Raw genomic sequence first — 21,513 nt, 5'->3', positions numbered from 1 at the left:
ACTAATTTTCGCGATGCAAAGAGCTTCGCTCAAAAACAGGCAAAGGATTACTGTAATGGTTTATATGTCCAAAGACTTCAAAAAATTGCTCAATACTCTGATCGATCGACAGATAGAGGTGGCGGGTCGTCAGACCGAATGGTTCAACATGAGTGCCGACGCGCGTGCCGACTATATCAGGCAGGTAAACGAACGGCTGCAAGAAATGCAGCAGAGTACCCTGAGTGTGCTGGCTGCTCAGCATTTTCAGATGCAGGACAACCCTGTTTCTGTCGGTGACCAGTTGCAGACGCTACAGCAAAAACGGCAGCAGATGGACGGTAAATCTGACACGCCGGCGATCAAGGCCTACAAGCAGCAACTGGATCGCGACATCCGGTTATACAGCCGCCAGCAGGCGGCCATAACGCACTTTAACAGCTCTAGGAAAAAGGCCTTGGATATGCTCAATCCCAGCGGTTCCAAGACCTTGAATGCGATGACTCTGAGGGAGGATGCGGCGGTCAAGCAGGCTAATCTGGATACCGAGATCAAGCATCTGGAACAGCAACTGACTATACAGGTGACTGACTCCACGTTCAGCCCAAAATACGTGAGGCTGTTTTCCAGGCTACAGGCCTACAAGGATGTCAAAACCCGCTACACTGCCTTGCTCGAGACACCCTCTAAGGATGAAACAAAAGAAGCTAAGGCTTTCAGCAAGCTGATCGAAATGCCTCTGGCCTCTGATGATTTGCCGGTAAATATTTCACTGTTAATGATGGAGGAACGTCCTGGCTACATCCGCATGAACGTTGCTTTGGTTAATGCCAGCCCCGATGGCCGCTTCAAGGACTTCTTCCTGAAGGATGGCAGGCTGGTCGTGCCTAAGGACGGGGTATTTAACTTTTCCTTTGGTACTCCAGCCCGCTCTCTGGCCTGGCAACAACAATACCGGCTCAAAAGTGAGCCGCCATCCTTTCGCTCTCCGACCTATACACCAATTCGCTCGGTACTGGTCAAAATCGAATTCGTCGAGAAGTACTTCGCTAATTACCTGGTTTCGGAAAGCACTGAGCGCGAAGGCTTCAAGGAGCATTTTCTGGATAACGATCGCAAGATACTGTTGATCAGCGTTGACCGCAAGGTACCGAACCAAATTGGGATTAAGGTGTCCGGCCACACCCATGAGGTTCCATTGGCTGGCACCTTGAGTGACCTGATCAACCAGAATGCTGATATCACCAGCTTCCAGACTATCGGCTTGGAGGATTTTCGCCAGAACAGTTATGACCCGGATCGTGATGGGCTTTTCATCAATATCCATGAGCTGGAACGCACGGTCGGTTTTGGCAATCGCCAGTACTTGCTGGAAATGCCACAGGGCAAAACCCCGAGCAAAAACTACCTGTCCGCAACACCCTTTGGGGTAATGAACGTTGACGGCGACAAAGTCAGCAGTAGTCACTTGAGTAAGGCACAGACCGCTGAATTGTATCAATACAACGCCGCATTTTTCGAGAAGCTGGATCGATTGCGAGACGATGGTGCGAAGGCCAGTCGTTTGTTTGAAGGCAGCAGCGAACGCAAAGTGTTCGAGCAGCAACTGGTGCGTTTGCTCGAACGCAACCACATCACCCCCGCAGGGGTGTTGGAGTCGGAATACACCAATGACAGAGTGCGCGATATCAAGGGCAATAACCTGAACAAGGTGTTGTGGGAACAGGCGTTTGCCACGTCGGTCTGGGAAAACACCAATAATGACCCGCTATTGTTCAAGCTGGCGAATAGACTGAATAATTTAGTGTTCTCCTCCACAGCAGTGGACAAGATCCTAAAAAATAGCTATGTGCAAAGTGACATCGCCCAAGTCAAGGGATTGCTGGCACAGCAGTACGAACAATGGCGCATTCGGGCCACCGAAGAAGAAACCCAGCGGATCAACCGGGCTAATGCAGAACAGCATCCAAACAACCCGAAAGTACAGGTTTTCAATCAGACCGAAGTTGAAAGCTCGCTGGACAGAAAGCTACTCGCTTTGTTGTTGGTCGGTTCCGAGAACTTTGGAAGAGCCGATGAGCAACTGTATCCGGCCGTTAAGGCAGCTTTATTGAGCAATGAGGGCAGGAGTCTGTGCAAACAGGTCTTGTTCCATGTCTTGCGACCGATAGCCGATAGCTTTTCCAAGCCAGCAGTCCCGGTAAATCCTCATGCTGAACTGATGTCGGAAAGAGGGGATAACAAGGTCATAATCAATAATCGACTGAATCAGCCAGACCCGTATCTGATCCTCAATACCCGCCCTGAGGAGCAGGTATATCACGATGGTTCGTACCTGATTAAGGACGACAAATACCGCAGCTACAACCAATTCCGTCCGGATCCCAAGAATAAGGCTACACTCTACATGAATGATCTGGATACCCCGTTCGTAGGCGGGATTTCAGGGACCACCCAGACTGTCAGCAATGTCTTACCGGAATTGTTCGGTGACACATTGAGCGTCAAGGAGTACTGGAACTTCCAGATGGTCAATGCGGCTTTCATGATCCGTAACGGATATCACTCGTTCTTTGAAACCTTCTACGTCGCTGCACGTTACGAACCGGAGGGGGCGGACAGTATCGGCAAAGATATGTTACAGATGTTCGACGAATACCGCGCTGAGGGCAGAGAGAAGGCATTGAAGGGTGAACTGTATGACGGAGTGATGGCACGAATCTTGCCGATCATCAATCAGGGCTTGCCAGAGGCTAAGAAGTTCTATTCACCGCGTTTTATGCCGACATTGCTGGATCAGGAGGAAGGTCGCTATCGTCATGAGCCAGAGGGTATTGCTCCGTTCGATGAAAAACCTGTCAGTAACTGGGAAAAGCCTGTAGTTGAGGCTCACCATGAGGGTGAAGTATCCCGCTTTGATGGTCAGCTGATTATTCAGCTTGAAAACGACCCTGTAGTCAGGGAAGCGGCAGCAAAATTAGTGGGAAAACACCTTAATTCGGTGCTGGTGCAGCTGGATGCCCGGGGTCAATATCAGGTGGTTCATGGTGATCTGACTATCCTGAAAGATAAAGAAAAAATCCGCTGGCAACTGGTTGGTCATAGCCGCGATAGTGGGGATAAACCTAATCACCAGACGCTGGCCAAACGCACTCCGGAAGCTCTGGCGTCACAACTCCGCCAGTTCTATACAGACTCCGGCGTTCAAACGTCCCCTGAACATATCAGTATGGTAAGTTGTTCACTGGCTGGTGAAAACCAGCAGGAAAGCTATGCGCTAAAGTTTGCTCGGGCGCTTGACCAGCGTATTCGTCCACTTTCTGTTAAGGCTTATACCACCCAAATTACGGTCAGCCCTGAAGGCCGGAAACAACTCATGGAAAACGGTAATAAAGCCACTCTTGTTTTTAATCCGGAGGATAGTCTATGGGCGATAACCGTAACGCCAGGTAAATCAGTTCCTGCAGAGGGTATGGTTAACCCGCCACTGGGAAACAAAACGGCTCCGGTTCCAGACAATGTGCAGATTGACATCCGGCTGCTGGAGATGCTTAACCGTGCAGAAGATTTTCAGCAGGCCACGGAACAGCTGTACAGCAAAAACGCACTGCCCGCAGAAGAATGGCTACCAGTACTGGGCAGCCTCAGGGAGGGTGAATCCCGGTATTCTTTACAGTTTATTAATATGGCACGGTCTGAGCTTCCTCCCCAGACATTTACGACGGATGACCGACGTATTATTGATTTTATTCATTCTTATGATAAAGATCTCGAAACTGTCAGCAAAACTCACGAATATACCAAAGGGAAATTAACCCTGCGCACAGGCATCCCCGAAGCAGAAGCTGTTCACGGACTAAATTCCGCCTTTATGGTTAAGACTCTGATCCCTTGGTTTGCCGATAGAAAACGCACCACCGTAGCCAGTGAAAAGGTGCCCAATACGTTAGAGACCGCACTGCGGGTGCACACTTATGTTAATCTGGCACAGATGGCTCACGGTATGCTGGAGGACGGCGCTAAACTCGCCAGTTTGTACAGGGTGGTGGCTAGTGAAGGCCGGGGAGTGACCAGCAGCCTGTTTTCATCGCTGTCCCATGTCAGCACTGGTGTCGGGGCGGGGTTAAATATCTTCAGTGTGGCACTGGACGGCATAGAACTGGCGCATGCACAGAATGAATCCCAGAAGGCTGTTTATGGTACCCAGCTGGCGTTTGACAGTGCTGGTCTGGTTACAACTGGCGTGGGCATCGGTGCCGGGATCTTCGGTGCTCCTATTGTTGCTGGTTTTGCCTCCTCGCTGGCGGTACCACTGGCTGGTTTGGGTATTGGTTTTACGGCTCTGGCCGAGGCGTTCGGCAGGGTAGCCAGTGATGCACAGGCGGTAGGCAATTATTTTGCCGATCTGGAAGCAGCTTATCAGCAGGGTGGATATCGGCAGACGGAAAAAGTGGCAGCAGATGGCAGCCGTTATACGGTGATGGAACCGATTCCCGGTGCCGTGACCCGTCAGCTCGATTTGCGCCACGGTCATCTGACTTTTGACAGCCAGTATCTTTATCGCAACGACCCGACTTATTCATGGGGTTCGGGTAAGAGTAATTACTTTTTCTGGTGGCCCGGTAGGGCGGCTGATACGGATAAAAAGCATGCAATTAATATCCGCGAAGGCATCGGTCACAAACAGGCGCAGATCAACTTCCATTTCCGTCCTAGAAGCAGCGACATATTGATCCTGCCAGTTACCATGAAGTCCTATATTAATTATGAATATATGATCCTGCCCTTCGTCACTGCCCGCAACGATCGGGGATTTGACGTTCTGCGCCGACTGGAAGAAGATGGACGATTCGACTTTGATTTTTATGCTTTTCCCGGAGAGCGCGTGGTACGCCGCATAAAGCCGGAATTTGTTGCGACGCCGATTGATATCATTCTGGACGATGAAGACCGGGATATTGTCATTCAGCAGTTGCCGGAGAAGGATCACGGGATCCTGTCCTATCAATTGACCGGCGGGAAGGGCAAATACCGTATCAGCTTGCAGGAGGGGGTTTCTCTGTCCTTACAGGGAGACACCGGTACCCACTGGATACTGGATGCCCGTCATATCGGCTCTAATGTTAACACCAGTCTCAGCAAAAAAGATAACAGACAACTACTGCATATCGGCAGTATAAAGATAACCCTGCCTGAAAAGACGGATAATATTTCTCTGATAAATAATGCAGGGATATTTTCTGTCAAGCAGAACAAAGAGAATCAGTGGCAGATAACAGAGAGCGTAACGAATGCTATGCAGTTTAACAGCCTGCAGGCGTTGCATGATCATCTCAGGCAGTTAAGCAATTCTGAACATCACAACAGGCCATATTTGGTGGTGGAACACTACCAGTACTCACCGCAAAGCCGTCCTGTCGGCCGTGCATTCTATGAGACCGGTCGTGATCGTATGATTTACACCAACGTCCCTGACGCAGCAGATTTTCTCAGCTATGCAGAGCTGGCGAAAGTTGAAGGTAATAAGGCGTGGTGTTACCGGGATACCACGCTCTGGCAAGTGGATATTGTCAGTGGCGAGGTTCTGCGGCAGTATCTGCCGATAAAATTTCCGGGGAGTGATCAGGGGAAAATCAGCAGCCATGTGATGCAGAGCAATGACCAGCTCTGGTTTGTGGTGGAACAGCAGCTGGATGAGGGCTGTATCTCATATACTTATCAGGTGGCAGAGGAAGCACTGAAACTGGTGGCAGTTGACGGGAATACGGTCATGCTGGCGGGCCTGGATAAAATCAGTGAAAAAAACTTTGTCGCGCTGCCTGTCCCACTTGATTCCAGTGACGGTGAGTTTAATGGCCTTCTGGCACCACTGGCGGCGAATCAGTGGTTCACCGGCGATCTCTGTGCGCCGGAACATCAGGTTAAAGGCAGCCCGGCGGAGGTGATCAGCCTTTCTGGGCGAGTAGCGGGTGTAGATAGACATTACTGGTTACAGACGGATGGAAAACAGCTGCAGAATGTGGTCAGAATGAACCGGATAAATCCGGATCAGGAGGATGCAGGCATCCTGACTGAGCTGAAAAAGAAAAATTCGGATTTGCTGACCCTGACGGCTGATTTCACCCGCGTTTTCACCACGACCGGTGATAAACCGGGTTATTATTTTTACAGCCATCAGCGACATAGTCTTTATTTTCAGCAGGATAATGGCCTGTCCGGCACTCCGGCCAGCAAAGTGGCTGTTGATGATATCAGATCCGTATCCATAGCGAACAAGCAGTTGGTTGCACTTTCCAGCAGGGGGATGCTGTGGCTGGCAGATGATCAGGGCAGTATCCGTCTGATCGGGGTGACGGCAGATTGGTTGCAACAACCTCACCAGAAGGGTCTGACAGCTGCCCTGAATCAGTTGGCGCAGGATAATCCAGATCGGTTCAGCACCCTGCTGTTGCTGGGATTGCAGGATAGCAACGGAAAACCAATCAGTGCTTGGTATGACAGTACAGCAGGTCGGGTGGTGCAGGGCGGAGTTGGTCTCATTACAGAACACACTCTGACCTATCTTGGTTTAGCGGAAGATGGCAGTCAGGCATGGATTTTTGACACTGATAACCATCAGTTATACCGTCAGCCACTGTCGGTGGAGGCTGACCTTAAGTTGGGTGAAAAGCAGGTGCTCTCTGAGAAACCTGTTGCAGCGGAGCCTTGGCTTCGGGCCAGCCATCAATACCGCAGTGCGGTTCGTCAGGGCAATACACTCCGGCTGGAAACCCCGGACGGCGCGGTCTTACTGCTGTCAGTTGATGCCAAGATGACAGACCGCCCGGTGCTGATTGCCTGGCATGTGCAGGATCGTGCTGACAGTCAAATTGCCTCAGCCATTGCTGCGCTCAGGAATGAGGCTGAATTACCGCAAGCAGTTAGACTGTTTTCTGAGCGTAGTTATCCTGCTTGGTACCTGCCAGAGGAAGGGAAAATGCTTCGTTCCGGCATAGTTAATTCGGATCATGTTCTGCATTACTTGGGTCAGGTCGCCGGGCAGGAGGCCAGTTATGTCCATGACCGGACTACCGGAGAATTGTGGCAAGTCAGCGAAGAACAGTCCACACTAGAGGGAAATTACTGTTTTGTTAACCGAACACCGGAGAGTCTGGTGTTGCAGGTGGGGCAGGTTCCTCTGGGGGAAAAAATCCGTCTTCCGCAACTGGCGGGCACTGATCGGCTGGCCATCACCGGGCGTTCAAAAGAATTGTATTACTGGCTTTCCTCCCCCGAGGCGCTGACCCACTACCGGCATATCACGATAGATGATCGGGGTCAGGGTTCAGCGATCCGGTTTTCTGATACCTGCATAGCCAACCTGTCACTCTGGCGCAGTGACCAAAATTTAGTGCTGCTTCATCAGGCATCAGAAGACACCAGTTTATTCCTTGTCAATATTGAACAGGCAGCACAGCGCTATATGAGGTTTGAAAGCACCGGAACTTCGCCACTGAAGAAGATGAAGATAATTCACTTACTGAGAAAAATGGACAAACTGACGGTATTAAACCCCGATGTCAGCTGTTTCGAGCTGGTATCAGAAGAAGGTGAACTCAGGGTAAAACCGGCTGAGTGTACAGAGAAGTTAGAGTCGTTTTCATCTATTCCGGAGTATTCAGTACTTATACCCCTGTAGCACTCTACTTCAGTTGCGATAAAACTGGAGTTGGTGAAAAAGGCTCTATGGCGTGGTGTTAAGCAACTGGTCGATCTAATTGGCTAGTTGCACAAATTTTCTGTATTACGTGGTGCCCTGATATGATGGGTGATTTATTGCCTGTTATTAGTGTAAATAACAGGCAATAAAAAATCTGATGGGAGGTTACTTTCCCCCATCAGAAAGGAACATTGAGCTTTTGTGACAGACTCGATAGTGCGAGGTGATTTGTTTTATTGCATGCCATTTGCAGATTTATTTTGCGATTTAGTCAGCATATATAAGCGGAATAGGTAAATCAGTAGTATGGAAGATAGTAGGTTATTTAGTATTGATAGTACGATATCGGGCATTCTAGCGAAACCAAGAGCGATAATTAGCTTTATTGCAAACCATAGCAGTATGGCCGGGGCTAACAGGCGCAGATTGGCAAACGCTAATTTCCAGCTTTCCTGCATGGATGAGAAAACACCTTTTCCTTTTTCAAGCAGAAAAACAGGGGCAAATGCAAATGCAATAGAGAGCAGTATGCCGGGTATGAACATCAACGCGTAACCTAATTGAATCAATAAGGTACAGATAAACATCAGCAAAAACATTTTAGGCAGCGAGCCTATTGATGATTTGCTGGCGTGGAGCGCATTGGTTTGGTGTCCGTTAGAAATGGCATTAATAAGTAACAACACATTGGCGGTCAGCAATGTACTGCCGAATATGTTGGAAAATAGAATACCGAATGCTGTGCGTAAGAACATGAATTGTTCTTCTGGCGTTAATTGCGCCACAAAATTTTTAACTCCTGTATTACCTGACTCTTTAAAGGCGTTTTGTATCTCAACCAGTAGTTTGAGCTGTTCACCATCAGGCATCAGAAGATGTTCAAGCAGTACTGCCACCAACGCGGCTAAGATAGAGAGTATGAAAATATTCAACAGCTGATTCTTAAAAAAATTGAAGCTGTCACGATACAGGATATTTGCCGTGATGGGCATGAAAGTGGCTCCTATCAGATAAAACAACAATGATACTCAATTGTACCTTGTTCGGGGGATTATTGGATACCTAAAAGATAAAGCAGGTAATGGTTGAGGAGCATTAACAGATAGAAGAAATCAGGGGCTAATGGATTATTTTTAACCAAATGATGGTTCTATTAATTCTGTGTTAACTTCAGCTTCGTTTAAAAATAGCGATATCACAATCCCGTAAATTCAAGCTCGGTTTTTTAGGTTGGAATGTATAAGCAATTAAGCCAGCGACAATTTCCAATAAAAAACCGAACTGACTACGGTGTTTGAATGTTCTATCTGAGAAATGTTTTTGAGCTGATCCCCGGCCGTTTCTATCAAAAATCGCTTTCTCAACATCAGTTTATTCCAGAGAGATAACGCTTTTGCCTTCATGTTATTCCGGACATGAGTGATTAACGTTATTCCTTCTGTTTCCAGTTCCTGTGTCTTAGCATCTGTACGTAGCCGGCCAATGGCGATAATATGAAGCCCGCTGTTCGCTGTTCGCTGTTCGCTGCACGATCACCGCCCCGGTTGAGCCGATGAAGTAGATAGCGGTAATCGCTATTCAGATAATATATTATCAATCATATTTTGTACTACGATGAAGTTTTCCCCTCCAAAAAGGTTACAGCGATTCAGTAAGTAGTAAAGTTGATAAAGAGGTTGTCGCTCAATAAAACCTTGTGGTAATGGCCAAATACTTTGGTAACCATCAAAAATTTGTAGGGGTAGTTCTGGATAAAGGGGCAGCATAGCAAGGTCACATTCACGATCTCCCCAATAGCAGGCGGGATCAAATGCTACGGCAGAATTGCTATTTAATGATGCACAATTTGTTGGCCATAAATCGCCGTGTAGGAGAGAAGGCTGAGGTTGGTGAGATTGTAGCTTGTCACTGATTATTTGAACAATAAGCTCGATGTTGCCAAACACCATTCCCCTATCTGCTGCAAGTTGTAATTGCCAGCCAATCCGCTTTTCTGCGTAAAATTGATTCCAGCGCTTTTGCCATCCATTAGGCTGTATGGTGGTCGCGAGCATGTTATCAAAATCAAAACCAAATTTAGGTTGCTCACTCCATTGGTGCAATTTCGCGAGTTGTTGACCAAAGTAGTATGCACTATAGGCAGTAAATGGCTTTATAGGTAAATACTCCAGCAAAAGAAAACTATGGTCTCGATCGTATCCAACGCCGTAAACATGAGGGACATGGATAGTTTTGCTGCGGGCCAGTAATTCCAGTTGCTCTGCTTCTGTTTTAAAAACAGGTAACATTTCTTTCAAGTTGGATTTTATAAAAATATGTTCTTCGCCGTAATCAACGCACCAAGAACGGTGAATATCCCCTCCCGCTAATTCTGTTTTATTGTGAATGTCAGCGTCACCAAAATGCTCACTTAATAGACGGTTCACTGCTTGCCACATGATTCACCTCATTAAGTTGACAATTGCCATGCTCATATTACAGACAGATGTAACAATTGAACAAGTTAAAAAGTGATTTAAATAGCACTCAATAGAGAACCATATCCAAAATTAGATATGGCTCTCTACTTTATTAATTTGATTTACCTGAAATTTATGATAATGGGGATGGGATATCTCTGGTACGCTTCTTGCTCATTTTCTTTCTAGCTAATTTTATTTGGTCATAAATAAGTGCTGTTATGAAGAAGATAGCTTGAATAATGACGATACAAGGCCCTGTTTCACCATCAATGTGAAAGCTGATTATTGTACCGAGCACACTGGATGACACAGAAGCAATCATTGCAACAATAAGCATGCGATCAAAACTCCGGCAGAGCATAAATGCAATAATACCGGGAGATATCAGCATGGCAATAACCAAAATAATGCCAACGGCTTGCAGCGATGCGACAATAGTTAAGGCCAGCAGGGACAATAAGCCATAATGGATAAGTTTCACGGGCAGACCGACAACGCGTGCCTGATTGGGATCGAAACAGTAGAGCATAAAATCTTTACGTTTCAGCAACACAATTGCCAGTGTTACGCCAGCAATACATAGTGTCTGAATCAATTCATGCTGGGTAATGCCAAGTATGCTACCAAATAGAATATGCGTCAGATGCTGATCGGTATCTATGCGAGTAAACAGGACTAAACCCAGTGCAAACATGCCGGAGAATACAATACCCATGACTGTATCCTCTTTGATTCGACTGTGTTCTTTCAGATATCCGGTAGCGAATGCGCAAAATATCCCTGAAAGAAAAGCACCTATTGCGAGTGGTATTCCAGCGACAAATGCTAATACGATACCAGGTAAGACCGCATGGGAAATGGCATCTCCCATCAGTGACCAGCCCTTTAATACTAAATAGCAGGAAAGTACCGCGCAGACTGCCCCCACAATGACAGAAGCGAAAATAGCTCTCTGCATAAAATCATGCATGAAGGGTTCAGTAATGAATTCAATCAATGTACTCATGAGCGTCCTCCTTGAGTTAATTCTAAAGATTCTTTTTTCGCTCGTCTGCGGGACGCTAACATGCCATGTTTGGGGGCAAAGAAGAAAGCCAGTAGGAAAATCACAGTTTGTAGCGTGACAATCACTCCCCCTGTTGCACCATTGAGGAAGTAACTCAAGTAAGCACCGATAGCACTCGTTAATGATCCGATGGTGACAGCAATGATAAGCAGGTGCTTAAACCGATCTGTCAATAAATAGGCTGTGGCACCAGGAGTAACTACCATTGCGATGACCAGAATGGCGCCGACTGTTTGCAATGCGGCAACAGTACAGGCACTAAGTAAGGTGAAGAAAATGATTTTTAACCGTAGAGGTGATAAACCGATAGAACGTGCATGGGTTTCATCGAAGAAAACAACTAAAAGATCTTTCCAGAGCAGCATCAAGATAATAAAGGAGACAGCAATAATGATTTCGACTTGCAAAACATCTTCATCAGAAATGCCTAAAATATTGCCGAGAATAATGGTTTGTACATTAACGGAAGTGGGGTTTAAGGAAACGATTAATAACCCGACAGCGAAAAAAGTGGAGAATATAAAACCGATCACCGCATCTTCACGTAACCGCGTGATATGACGAACCAGAGTCATTGATAATGCCGCGAGCATACCAGTAAAAAAGGCTCCACCCGCATAAGGCAAACCGAGAGCATATGCGCCTGCTACGCCCGGTACAACAGAATGGGAAAGGGCGTCTCCCATCAGCGACCAACCTTTCAGCATCAGATAGGCAGATAAAAAAGCACAGACTGCACCTACGATGGCACTTACCCACATGGCTTTCACCATATAGTTGTAATTGAATGGTTGTAGCAGCAACTCCATCATGGCTGATTTTCCTTCTGCTTTTGGCTTTGACGTGGTGGGACATGACGGTCATAGCCATAGAAGACAGCAGCCCGTTCATCATCGGTAATGACAGTCAGTGAGCGCAGATCATCATCATCATGAAGCTCTGAGCCAGAAAGGTTGATATGGCGTAAAACACCCCCGAATGTTGTCTCCAGATTTTTTTGGGTGAAAGTGGTTTCAGTTGGGCCACTAGCCAAAACAGTGCGATTGATCAAGATAACATGGTCACAAAATTCAGGCACACTGCCGAGGTTATGCGTTGATACCAAAACTAGATGCCCTTCATCACGTAAGTCACGGAGTAAATCGACAATGGCATTTTCTGTCTTAACGTCGACACCAGTAAAAGGCTCATCTAACAGTAGCACTTTCCCTTCCTGTGCTAGTGCTCGTGCTAAAAATGTCCGTTTTTTCTGCCCACCAGAAAGCTCACCGATTTGTCGATTTCGTAGTTCATTCAGCCCGACGCGTTCAAGCGCTTTATCCACGATTTGATGGTCACGTTTACTGGGTCTGCGCAAAAATCCCATTTTTCCATAGCGGCCCATCATCACAACATCGGAAACTAAAACTGGAAAATTCCAGTCTACATCCTCAGTCTGTGGAACATATGCAATGATATTTTGTTTTAAGGCAGTCTTGATGGTTTGTGCATTGAGGGTGACTTTTCCGTGGGAGGGAGTAACTAATCCCATGATTGTTTTGAATAATGTGGATTTTCCGCTGCCATTCATACCTACCAGCGCACAAATTGTGCCGCCGGTAATATCGAAACTGGCGTCATATATGGCGGTGTGCCCATTGTTGTAAGTGACGGTAGCATCATCAACAATTAAATGAGGATGCTCAAATAGTGATTGATGGTTTAACGATGAATGACTCATTGATTAAATCCTTTCGCGATGGTGTCCACAGTGGTGTTCAGCAGGTCAATATAAGTAGGCACTGGACCTTTTGGGGTAGAAAGAGAATCGACATAGAGTATTCCACCGTAGTGAGCCCCGGTTTCTTTGCTGACTTGTTTTGCTGGTTTATCTGAAACGGTACTTTCACTGAAGACGACAGGGATTTTCTGTGTCCTTATGGTATCAATAACACGGCGAACCTGTTGCGGAGAACCTTGTTCTTCAGCATTGATTGGCCATAAATACACTTCCTTGAAACCATAATCTTGTGTGAGATAGCTGAAAGCCCCTTCACTGGTTACCAGCCAGCGTTGATTTTCTGGAATACGGGACAGGCGTTCCCTGAGTGGTGCATCTAGTTTGACCATTTTTTCTGCGTAAATTTTTGCATTGCGATTATAAACCTCTGCATTCGCAGGATCATATTTAACGAAAGACTTACGGATATTTTCAATATAAATCAGGGCGTTTTTGGGAGACATCCAAGCATGGGGATTAGGATTTTTATTGTAAGGTCCCTCACGAATCGGCAGCGGGGTTATACCCTCAGTAATGACGGCCGTAGGGATGTCTTTCATGTTTTCAAAAAAACGTTCAAACCAGCGTTCAAGATTCAAGCCATTCCAGAGGATAAGATCTGCACGCTGTGCTTTAATGATGTCTTTTGGCGTAGGCTGGTAATCGTGGATCTCTGCGCCTGGTTTTGTGATGGATTCAACGATGGCTGTATCACCTGCGATATTTTGAGCCATATCCTGAATAATGGTAAAGGTAGTTACAACCCTGAATTTTTTATCTGCATAGGCTTGCTGGCTGAATAGGGTGAGCGTGAATAATGCGATAATCATACTGAATATCGGGAAAGCAGAAATTGAACGTCTTTTGTTCATTGTGGCAAACCTTACTTGTTACACATATAATTATTGATAATGATTATCAATATCACTTATTCAAAGTCAAGGCTATATTGCACAAAATTAATGATAGTTTGATAGACATTCCTTAACTTTCTTGTTGCTGAGATATTGGTAAAGAAGGTGATGTGAACAAAAAATTAGCCTATTGTCTAGACTTACGTAATATAAATGGCTCAATTTATTTTGATAAGTTGTATAAAAGTATTTTGGGCTTATTAGTAAAGTTATATATGATTTATAAAATTAATTTTGGTTTGGGGAAGGCAGCGTGAAATTAAGACTCGGCTATATTGTGCTGGCAATGCTATTGACAGGATGTGCAGACCAAGAAATTCATCAGTCAGGAGTTGGTAAGCAACTAACAGCAAAACGCCTGCTCGGTAACAATAACGTTGTTTCTAGTTCCCGTAAATTTATGGCTAGATCTGAATCAACACCATTTGATCGTTTTATTGAGCAGGCTGCAAGACGTTATGGCGTTGATGAAACGCTTATTAAAGCGATTATTCGGGTGGAATCTGGTTTTCGTCCAGAAATCGTCAGTAAATCCAATGCCGTTGGTCTAATGCAAATCAAGGCATCTACAGCAGGGCGAGATGCTTATCGAATAAAAGGAAAATCGGGGCAGCCAACTATGCGTGAGTTGAAAGATCCAGAAACCAACATTGATCTTGGAACCGCCTACATTAGCATCCTGAAAAAGCAGCATCTGGAAGGTATCACTAATCCTGAAACGATGTACTATGCGATGATAGTCGCTTATGTTAATGGTGCAGGAGCATTATTGCGTACATTTGATTCAAACAGAACTTTGGCAATCAATAAAATTAATCGAATGACACCAAATGAGTTTTATCAATATGTTCAGAATAATCATCCCGCACCACAGGCTCCTCGTTATTTATGGAAAGTAAAAAAGGCCTACCGCGATTTGGATATCATTAATAATTGATATCTATTAATCAATAGATTACACGGTAACTTTTTATTGTATGTTTTCACTCAATCATTTGCGCAGGGAAATTCCCAAGATTTGGTTAATGAAAAAGAGCACGGCGCGATATAGAACGTGGAATGTATGGTAAGAAAAGTTTAAAAAATCATCAGCCACAATGATGTTGTCTCGAATGAGGCAAGTTTTTTCTTATTGCATTCGTATAGGAAAATTAAACAGCAACTCCTAGCTGGCAAGAAAACGGTGGCAATCTGTCCACGCTCTTTGGCCTATCCAACTGAAGTCCGGAAAGTGATTTATATGATGAATGCCATCAAAAAACGTAAAATATTTCCCTCGGATATAGAGGAAATCACCACGGTTGCCGCAAGGTGTGATATCCCATCTCAAGGGCAGGTTTCTGCCCTGTAGCGACAGTAGCTTCCTTTCCCACCATTCCACAATCTCCTGCTTCTCTTTCAGGTAGTTGTCTGCTGGAAATTTATCAAAGTTGTAGTAAGTGGAAAGCATGTCTAATACTATAGAAACAACTATCCGAGTAAAGGATGTTTAGAGATTTTTATTGTTTGTACATAATTGTGTACATTATTATATTTTCTAGCTTTAATGGCTGCGTAACGTAATGTATTTAAATAATATTTTGTCTTCTGGTTATAATTATCAGTTGATTACTTCCGATGCTCAATTGCAGTCAATCTGTGAGCGGGCAAAAAAACACGCAACAATTGCATTAGATACAGAATTTGTACGCACACGGACGTATTATCCTCAATTAGGTTTGATACAACTGTTTGATGGAGAACAACTTTCTCTGATTGATCCTCTCGATATTTCAGAATGGCAACCCTTTCGGGAGTTGTTGACTGATCGAGATGTATTAAAATTCATCCATGCTGGTAGTGAAGATTTAGAGGTTTTTTGGAATAGCTTTCAATGTTTGCCAACGCCGATGATTGATACTCAGGTACTGGCTGCGTTTATTGGTCACCCTATGTCATGTGGTTTTGCAACACTGGTTGCTCAATATCTGCACGTAGAATTGGACAAAAGTGAGTCCCGCACTGATTGGTTGGCTCGTCCATTGAGTGAAAAGCAGTGTGAATACGCCGCGGCGGATGTTTATTATTTATTGCCTTTGGCCGATATTCTGATGGCGGCAACGGAGCAGGCGGGATACATGGGTGCGGCACAAGATGAAAGTTATCTGATTGCCCAACGCCGCAAAGAAATCTTAATGCCAGAATGTGCTTACAAAGATATAGGTAACGCGTGGCAATTACGTCCAAAGCAGCTGGCCTGTTTGAAAAAACTGGCGGGATGGCGGTTAAATCAGGCGCGTGAGCGGGATTTGGCAATCAATTTTGTTATTCGCGAAGAAAACCTATGGCAGGTAGCCCGTTATATGCCGACTTCTTTGGGGGAGCTGGATGCCTTAGGATTAAGTGGGCAGGAAATCCGTTGTCATGGGCGTCGTTTGCTGGCAATGGTTGCAGAGAGCAGAGATATTCCAGATGAAGCCTGTCCGGCTCTCATTACAAACCTGATTGATTATCCGGGCTATCGTACGGCCTTCAAGGAAATTAAATCGCTGGTTACTCAAATAAGTGAGTCCCATCAGTTTAGTGTGGAATTATTGGCTTCCCGCCGGCAGATCAATCAATTGCTCAGTTCTCATTGGAAACTGAAGTCACCCGATTATCAGCCTGAATTACTCCGTGGGTGGCGAGGAGAGTTGCTGGCTGAGCCTGTTGCTGAAATATTAGCAAACTATCCGGCTTAATAACGATTATTGCTGTGATGTTTATTCCCTGCACCGTACGATGGGCAGGGAAGATTGAAGTTAACTTTGTGTCATCACTTCAGCAGCGGTATCATTTTTATCCTCACTGATACTGAACCATGGATAATACTGCACCCGACTCAGCCATCCCTTGGCATTTATCACCAATATTTCTCGACCAATCGGATCGTAATAGTGAGTATTGGTATACATATGATTGCGAATACTATGACAATCAAGCTGGCATTAACATCCGGCGTCCCGCATTCAATGCACCCACACCATAAGGCTCTGTCGCATTAAAAACCGATATCGGGTAACCTACGTACTTTTATCGAGTCAGTTGCCCATGTCTTTAATTCGAAAAGCCTTCAAACGGCTACACTATCCTGTCGATATTATCGCTCAATGTGTCCGTTGGTACCTGGCCTATGCCCTGAGCCTGCGTAATTTAGAGGAGATGATGGCTCCGAGCGTGGCATTGAGGTTGACCACTCGACACTGCACCGCTGGGTAACTCGTTTGGTGCCGTTATTGGATAAAGCCTTTCGCCGGTACAAGCGGCCTGTCGGACGTCGATGGCGAATGGATGAGACGTGAAAGGCCAGTGGAAATATCTGTATCGAGCCGTCGATACGACCGGACAGACCATCGATTTTCTACTGACGGCAAAACGGGATGCGCCTGCAGCATTGCGCTTCTTTCACAAAGCGATACGCCACCACGGTGAGCCTGAGGTGGTGACCATTGATAAAAGCGGTGCCAACACCGCGGCGCTAGACAAGCTCAACGCCGATAAGCCGGAAGAAGAAATGATAACCATCAGACAAAACAAATACCTGAACAACCTTGTTGAACAAGACCACCGCAATATCAAACGTCGGACAGGCTCTATGCTCGGATTTAACTCGTTTCGTCGAGCCCAAACCCTGTTAGCGGGGATCGAAGTCGTTTCGATGTTGCGTAAAGGTCAATATATACAACCCAAAGATAATACATTATCTCCCACAGAGATGTTTTACCGTTTGGTTGCCTAAATAATAACCAATCCCACTTTCATTCAAACTTTCGCTGTTAATTCGACAGAATCCTTATTTGCAACAGTGCCCTATTTTTAAGTGTGTAACATAAATGTTGATATTTTTTTAACTTTGAATTAGTTTACTTGGAACGATCATTCCAAAAGGTATATAAAATATGCGAATAAAGGAATTTGACACCGATAAAATTGTAGATGCTGCGATGCAGGTTTTTTGGCTACGGGGTTATGCAGGAACATCTATACAGGATTTAGTTGAAGGGACTGGCTTATCGAGAAGTAGTCTATACAACACTTTCGAAAATAAGTATGGGCTTTATCAGAAAGCACTGGAACATTATTCTACAATCACATCAGCTAACGTAGAACTTATTGCGGGAGAAGGAACCGCTAAGGAATTAATTCGCAAACTACTTTCAAGTATTGCGGAGGATGAGTTATCTGACTCTCTAATGCGAGGCTGCATGGTTGCAAATGCATCATTAGAATTGGCCGGACATGATACAACTATCGCGGAATTGGTTCTATACAACTTGAAACGGCTACAGAAGGCACTTGAAAAGCGCATTCAGGCAGGACAACTTGCAGGGGAGATTTCAAAAGAAAAGAATGCTTCTGCTTTAGCATATTTTTTTGTAAACACAATACAGGGCATAAGAATAATGGGCAAAGGTTGCCCTGTTCAAGAGCGTCAACGCTGTTTACATGATGTAATTAACATTGCATTGGAAACATTGTAATTAGCCTACCGTAGTATGTAGGCTCCGGTTTTTATTTACTCCATTTTGGAACGATCATTCCAAATTAATATTTAAAGGAAATTTTTATGACTACCCAAAAACAGCTCAAAATTGCAGTGCTAGGAACTGGCTTAATGGGAGCGCCAATAGCCAGAAATCTACAGAAAAAAGGATTTTTAGTTCATGCATGGAATCGGACGATAACAAAAGCACTACCGCTTCAAGCAGAAGGAATTCAGATTTTTAATACGCCTGCGGATGCTGTTCGTGACGCAGACATAATCATCACCGTTCTCAAAGAAGGAATGAACGTACAACAGGTGTTAGAAGAGGCTGTATCGGCTATTCGTAAAGGCGCTATTTTGCTACAGCTAAGCACTATCGGAGTCGAAGCGGCAATTTCTTTAGACGCTTTAGCTGAAAAAATAGGTTTGATTTACTACGATGCACCTGTTCAGGGCACTAAACAACCCGCTGAATTAGCTCAATTGGTCATTCTTGCCTCTGGCCCGATGGATAAACGTACTGAAGTTCAGCCTGTTTTTGATGCTATTGGTAAAAAGACTATCTGGGTATCAGAGCAAAAGGGATCAAGCAGTTGCCTCAAACTTGCCTTAAATAGCTGGGTATTTTCATTGACACATGGGATTGCTGAAAGTCTGACATTAGCCAAAGGTTTAGGGATCGACCCACAGTTAGTCGTAGATGTAATTAAAGGCGGCCCAATGGATAGCGTATTTTTCCAAAGCAAGGCTGCTGCCATGTTATCAGATGATTACACCGTAAGCTTTAGCATTGAAAACGCAGTAAAAGATGCTCAATTAGTCGTTGATGCGGCTAAACAATTTAATCTACAAATTGACGGTGCAAATGTCAGTCTTACCCGATTTGAACATGCTCTTAAAACGGGTCATGGCGACAAAGATATGGCCGCAACCTATATAATTTAATTGTTTGAGAGCGTTAATGCATGAGTAATCTAAATCAAGTAAATACAGCATTTGAATATGATGTAAACCCGAATAGGCTGCCTATTTGGAAATTATTGGCTTTTACAATGGCTGGATTTTTAACCATTTTAACGGAGACTATACCTGCTGGATTATTACCGCAGATTAGTGAAGGGTTAAATGTATCCGAAATTCAGGCTGGTCAGCTTGTCACTTTTTATGCACTTGGTTCGGTCTTAGCGGCAATACCTGTTGTTGCTGTAACGCGTAATTTAAATCGTAGGTTTTTGTTTTTATTTGCGATTAGTGGATTATTAGTATTCAATTCAATTACTGCAATATCTACAGATTACGTTCTTACCTTGGTGGCTCGTTTTATCGCGGGTATGGCGGCGGGCGTTATATGGGGATTATTTGCAGGTTACGCTCGTCGTTTAGTTCCTCATCGCTTACAAGGGCGTGCGCTGGCAATTGCAGGTGTTGGTCAGCCTATTGCGCTATGTATTGGCGTACCGCTGGGAACAATGTTAGGTACTCTATTCGATTGGCGCGGAGTCTTCTGGATTATGTCAGTAATCGCTTTGCTATTATTGATTTGGATCCGACTCGCAATACCTGATTTTGCAGGACAATCAAGTCAGCAAAGATTATCCATTCGTCGAGTTATTCTTTTGCCGGGTGTTCGTTCAGTATTAGTCATACTTTTCGCATGGATTTTAGCGCATAATATTTTGTACACCTATATTGCTCCTTATTTAACCGCATTTGGATTGAGTTCTAGCATTGATGTTGTGTTACTCGTGTTTGGGATCGCCTGCATTATAGGAATTTGGTTAACGGGATTATTTGTTGACAGTGGCGTGAGGATATTGACTTTACTGAGTCTTATCTTGTCTGTTATAGCATCGCTGTTACTTATTTTATCGGTCATGTATTAAATGATTAGATTAGGTATTAAAAATAATGTTCACGTTCAATAAAGGTTCCTATCACTTTATCGTGCATTTCTTCCGATTTTGAATACCCAATGGTTTTTCTATTCAGCCTTTTGATTCGGGTACGATGCGTTAAATTCGTTCTCTCTATACGCTGAGTAAACGCCTTTCCAGTCAAGTGCTCTTCCTCGGGAAGTGGGTCGTAAACAACATAGTCATCCGTGCAGTAAAACCGAATAGTAAAGGAAGATAAGAGGGTAAGCAGCTTGTCTAACGTTTTTCGACTGCGATCGCCAAAAACATGAGCCACTATTCGCTTCAGGCGGGGTTCCCAAGCATACCAAAGCCAGCGTTGGTTTTTCTTATTGCCGACAAACGACCATTGCTCGTCGATTTCACAGACAATCTGGATGCCACATTCCGCAAGGGGAAGTGTCGTTACGTTTCGGGGTCTGAGGTTTTTAATGTTTTCATGACGGTGGCGGTGGCGACTTTCAGGATCCGAGCGGTGTCACGAATTCCCCCGTTATTCATCGCGATATCGACAATCTGTTCTTTAACGCCGGGTTTGCAGGCCTGATAGGTATACGCCAACTGAAAGACCTTACAGCAGCTATAACAGCGATAACGAGGATGTCCGCCATTTCCTTTCCCATGTCCTTTGACCTGTTCTGATTTGTGGCAATAACGGCAATAGACATCAACTTTGGCCATACTTCATCCTTAAAAAGCCGGAAGCATATCACAGCAACTAACCATTTAATACATGACCATTTTATCGAGTTATAATAGCCTTTTTGTGTGGTTCGGATTAATTGTCTGGGGAATGTCTTTTGGTGGTGCGCCGACATTATTGCAAACAGCACTTGCTGACGTGGCGGAAGAAAATGCAGATGTCGCCCAATCTATGCTGGTTACTATTTTTAATCTAGCAGTCGCAGGGGGAGGTATTATCGGGGGAGGTTTACTCAATAATTATGGTATGACTTCTTTTCCGATTACCATGATTGCTCTTTCATTATTTGCATTAAGTTTAGTCTGGCGAGCCAAGAAAAATGGTTTCAGACCCGGCCAAAGAAGATAGAAATCTGTTATATCAGAAATTACTTAACGTGAGTTTTCGTTCCACTGAGCGTCAGACCCCCTAAACATAGATGGCTGAGAAACAGAAACTTGACTAACCTGAGATTTGCTTAAGAAGGGAACTAAAGTGCCTGAGGCACGATCAAAGTTTTTGCTAAAGAAAATAA

Annotated in this window: 16 protein-coding genes and 2 pseudogenes; 8 read left to right on the top strand and 10 right to left on the bottom strand. The window is 44.9% G+C overall.

Annotation, left to right across the window (positions count from 1 at the left end; all coding sequences use genetic code 11):
• Positions 1-64 precede the first annotated feature (64 nt).
• The gene (locus XBJ1_RS10180; RefSeq protein WP_232503277.1) at positions 65-7,657 is read left to right on the top strand and encodes a TcdA/TcdB pore-forming domain-containing protein; all 7,593 of its coding nucleotides are present in this window, start codon (positions 65-67) and stop codon (positions 7,655-7,657) included.
• Between the two features lie 254 nt (positions 7,658-7,911).
• On the opposite strand, the gene XBJ1_RS10175 is transcribed toward XBJ1_RS10180, so the two are convergent.
• From XBJ1_RS10175 to XBJ1_RS10150, 7 genes and pseudogenes are all read right to left on the bottom strand, one after another.
• Entirely contained in the window at positions 7,912-8,670 is a 759-nt protein-coding gene (locus XBJ1_RS10175) for a YciC family protein (RefSeq protein ID WP_012988841.1), read from the bottom strand.
• Positions 8,671-8,848: 178 nt separating this feature from the next.
• A pseudogene (locus tag XBJ1_RS22095) lies at positions 8,849-9,233 on the bottom strand (transposase); the annotation flags it as partial.
• Between the two features lie 19 nt (positions 9,234-9,252).
• Positions 9,253-10,116 (bottom strand): fructosamine kinase family protein, encoded by an 864-nt coding sequence (locus tag XBJ1_RS10170; protein WP_012988839.1) that lies wholly within the window; start codon positions 10,114-10,116, stop codon positions 9,253-9,255.
• A gap of 154 nt (positions 10,117-10,270) precedes the next feature.
• Positions 10,271-11,146, bottom strand: coding sequence for a metal ABC transporter permease (locus tag XBJ1_RS10165; RefSeq protein WP_012988838.1), 876 nt, complete (start codon positions 11,144-11,146; stop codon positions 10,271-10,273).
• Entirely contained in the window at positions 11,143-12,018 is an 876-nt protein-coding gene (locus XBJ1_RS10160) for a metal ABC transporter permease (protein WP_012988837.1), read from the bottom strand. The genes XBJ1_RS10165 and XBJ1_RS10160 overlap by 4 nt, the downstream gene beginning before the upstream one ends.
• A complete protein-coding gene (locus tag XBJ1_RS10155; protein ID WP_012988836.1) occupies positions 12,015-12,926 on the bottom strand; it encodes a manganese/iron ABC transporter ATP-binding protein in 912 nt (303 codons plus the stop codon). The genes XBJ1_RS10160 and XBJ1_RS10155 overlap by 4 nt, the downstream gene beginning before the upstream one ends.
• Complete coding sequence (locus tag XBJ1_RS10150; protein WP_012988835.1) at positions 12,923-13,837, bottom strand: metal ABC transporter substrate-binding protein; 915 nt, start codon at positions 13,835-13,837, stop codon at positions 12,923-12,925. The genes XBJ1_RS10155 and XBJ1_RS10150 overlap by 4 nt, the downstream gene beginning before the upstream one ends.
• A gap of 295 nt (positions 13,838-14,132) precedes the next feature.
• On the opposite strand from XBJ1_RS10150, the gene XBJ1_RS10145 reads away from it, so the two are divergent.
• Positions 14,133-14,816, top strand: coding sequence for a transglycosylase SLT domain-containing protein (locus XBJ1_RS10145; RefSeq protein ID WP_012988833.1), 684 nt, complete (start codon positions 14,133-14,135; stop codon positions 14,814-14,816).
• Positions 14,817-15,044: 228 nt separating this feature from the next.
• Here XBJ1_RS10145 and XBJ1_RS21435 read toward each other — a convergent pair whose 3' ends face one another.
• The gene (locus XBJ1_RS21435) at positions 15,045-15,329 is read right to left on the bottom strand and encodes a hypothetical protein (RefSeq protein ID WP_012988832.1); all 285 of its coding nucleotides are present in this window, start codon (positions 15,327-15,329) and stop codon (positions 15,045-15,047) included.
• A gap of 112 nt (positions 15,330-15,441) precedes the next feature.
• Between XBJ1_RS21435 and rnd the strand changes: the two genes are divergently transcribed.
• Positions 15,442-16,599 carry a ribonuclease D gene (gene rnd, locus XBJ1_RS10140; protein WP_012988831.1) on the top strand — a complete coding sequence of 386 codons (1,158 nt, stop codon included), beginning with the start codon at positions 15,442-15,444 and terminating at the stop codon, positions 16,597-16,599.
• 60 nt (positions 16,600-16,659) lie between these two features.
• On the opposite strand, the gene XBJ1_RS21800 is transcribed toward rnd, so the two are convergent.
• Complete coding sequence (locus XBJ1_RS21800; protein ID WP_155270690.1) at positions 16,660-16,812, bottom strand: hypothetical protein; 153 nt, start codon at positions 16,810-16,812, stop codon at positions 16,660-16,662.
• A gap of 136 nt (positions 16,813-16,948) precedes the next feature.
• On the opposite strand from XBJ1_RS21800, the pseudogene XBJ1_RS10135 reads away from it, so the two are divergent.
• The 4 genes and pseudogenes from XBJ1_RS10135 (at position 16,949) to XBJ1_RS10120 (ending at position 20,266) form a co-directional block, all read left to right on the top strand.
• A pseudogene (locus XBJ1_RS10135) lies at positions 16,949-17,636 on the top strand (IS6 family transposase).
• 160 nt (positions 17,637-17,796) lie between these two features.
• Positions 17,797-18,378, top strand: coding sequence for a TetR/AcrR family transcriptional regulator (locus tag XBJ1_RS10130; protein ID WP_012988830.1), 582 nt, complete (start codon positions 17,797-17,799; stop codon positions 18,376-18,378).
• Between the two features lie 86 nt (positions 18,379-18,464).
• Complete coding sequence (locus XBJ1_RS10125; protein ID WP_012988829.1) at positions 18,465-19,328, top strand: NAD(P)-dependent oxidoreductase; 864 nt, start codon at positions 18,465-18,467, stop codon at positions 19,326-19,328.
• Positions 19,329-19,348: 20 nt separating this feature from the next.
• On the top strand, positions 19,349-20,266 hold the full coding sequence (locus tag XBJ1_RS10120; RefSeq protein ID WP_012988828.1) for an MFS transporter: 918 nt from the start codon (positions 19,349-19,351) through the stop codon (positions 20,264-20,266).
• Positions 20,267-20,282: 16 nt separating this feature from the next.
• Here the strand turns inward: XBJ1_RS10120 and XBJ1_RS20800 are convergent.
• A protein-coding gene (locus tag XBJ1_RS20800) for an IS1 family transposase (RefSeq protein ID WP_143827612.1) occupies positions 20,283-20,977 on the bottom strand; the annotation gives its coding sequence in 2 pieces (ribosomal slippage) (positions 20,283-20,722 and positions 20,722-20,977; 696 coding nt in all).
• 52 nt (positions 20,978-21,029) lie between these two features.
• On the opposite strand from XBJ1_RS20800, the gene XBJ1_RS10110 reads away from it, so the two are divergent.
• Complete coding sequence (locus tag XBJ1_RS10110) at positions 21,030-21,347, top strand: MFS transporter (RefSeq protein WP_012988827.1); 318 nt, start codon at positions 21,030-21,032, stop codon at positions 21,345-21,347.
• Positions 21,348-21,513 lie beyond the last annotated feature (166 nt).

The sequence above is a fragment of the Xenorhabdus bovienii SS-2004 genome (assembly GCF_000027225.1).
Classification (GTDB): domain Bacteria; phylum Pseudomonadota; class Gammaproteobacteria; order Enterobacterales; family Enterobacteriaceae; genus Xenorhabdus; species Xenorhabdus bovienii_C.
Note: the sequence above shows the minus strand (reverse complement) of the source record. Positions and strands in the feature narration are given on the sequence as shown.

What these genes read in the sequence shown, in the direction of transcription:
- XBJ1_RS10165 (WP_012988838.1), bottom strand. Translation starts at nt 11,146, where the DNA reads ATGAGTACATTGATTGAATTCATTACTGAACCCTTCATGCATGATTTT.
- rnd (WP_012988831.1), top strand. Translation starts at nt 15,442, where the DNA reads ATGTATTTAAATAATATTTTGTCTTCTGGTTATAATTATCAGTTGATT.
- XBJ1_RS10175 (WP_012988841.1), bottom strand. Translation starts at nt 8,670, where the DNA reads ATGCCCATCACGGCAAATATCCTGTATCGTGACAGCTTCAATTTTTTT.
- XBJ1_RS10125 (WP_012988829.1), top strand. Translation starts at nt 18,465, where the DNA reads ATGACTACCCAAAAACAGCTCAAAATTGCAGTGCTAGGAACTGGCTTA.
- XBJ1_RS10120 (WP_012988828.1), top strand. Translation starts at nt 19,349, where the DNA reads ATGAGTAATCTAAATCAAGTAAATACAGCATTTGAATATGATGTAAAC.
- XBJ1_RS10130 (WP_012988830.1), top strand. Translation starts at nt 17,797, where the DNA reads ATGCGAATAAAGGAATTTGACACCGATAAAATTGTAGATGCTGCGATG.
- XBJ1_RS10155 (WP_012988836.1), bottom strand. Translation starts at nt 12,926, where the DNA reads ATGAGTCATTCATCGTTAAACCATCAATCACTATTTGAGCATCCTCAT.
- XBJ1_RS21800 (WP_155270690.1), bottom strand. Translation starts at nt 16,812, where the DNA reads ATGTATACCAATACTCACTATTACGATCCGATTGGTCGAGAAATATTG.
- XBJ1_RS10150 (WP_012988835.1), bottom strand. Translation starts at nt 13,837, where the DNA reads ATGAACAAAAGACGTTCAATTTCTGCTTTCCCGATATTCAGTATGATT.
- XBJ1_RS21435 (WP_012988832.1), bottom strand. Translation starts at nt 15,329, where the DNA reads ATGCTTTCCACTTACTACAACTTTGATAAATTTCCAGCAGACAACTAC.
- XBJ1_RS10180 (WP_232503277.1), top strand. Translation starts at nt 65, where the DNA reads ATGTCCAAAGACTTCAAAAAATTGCTCAATACTCTGATCGATCGACAG.
- XBJ1_RS10170 (WP_012988839.1), bottom strand. Translation starts at nt 10,116, where the DNA reads ATGTGGCAAGCAGTGAACCGTCTATTAAGTGAGCATTTTGGTGACGCT.
- XBJ1_RS10110 (WP_012988827.1), top strand. Translation starts at nt 21,030, where the DNA reads ATGACCATTTTATCGAGTTATAATAGCCTTTTTGTGTGGTTCGGATTA.
- XBJ1_RS10160 (WP_012988837.1), bottom strand. Translation starts at nt 12,018, where the DNA reads ATGATGGAGTTGCTGCTACAACCATTCAATTACAACTATATGGTGAAA.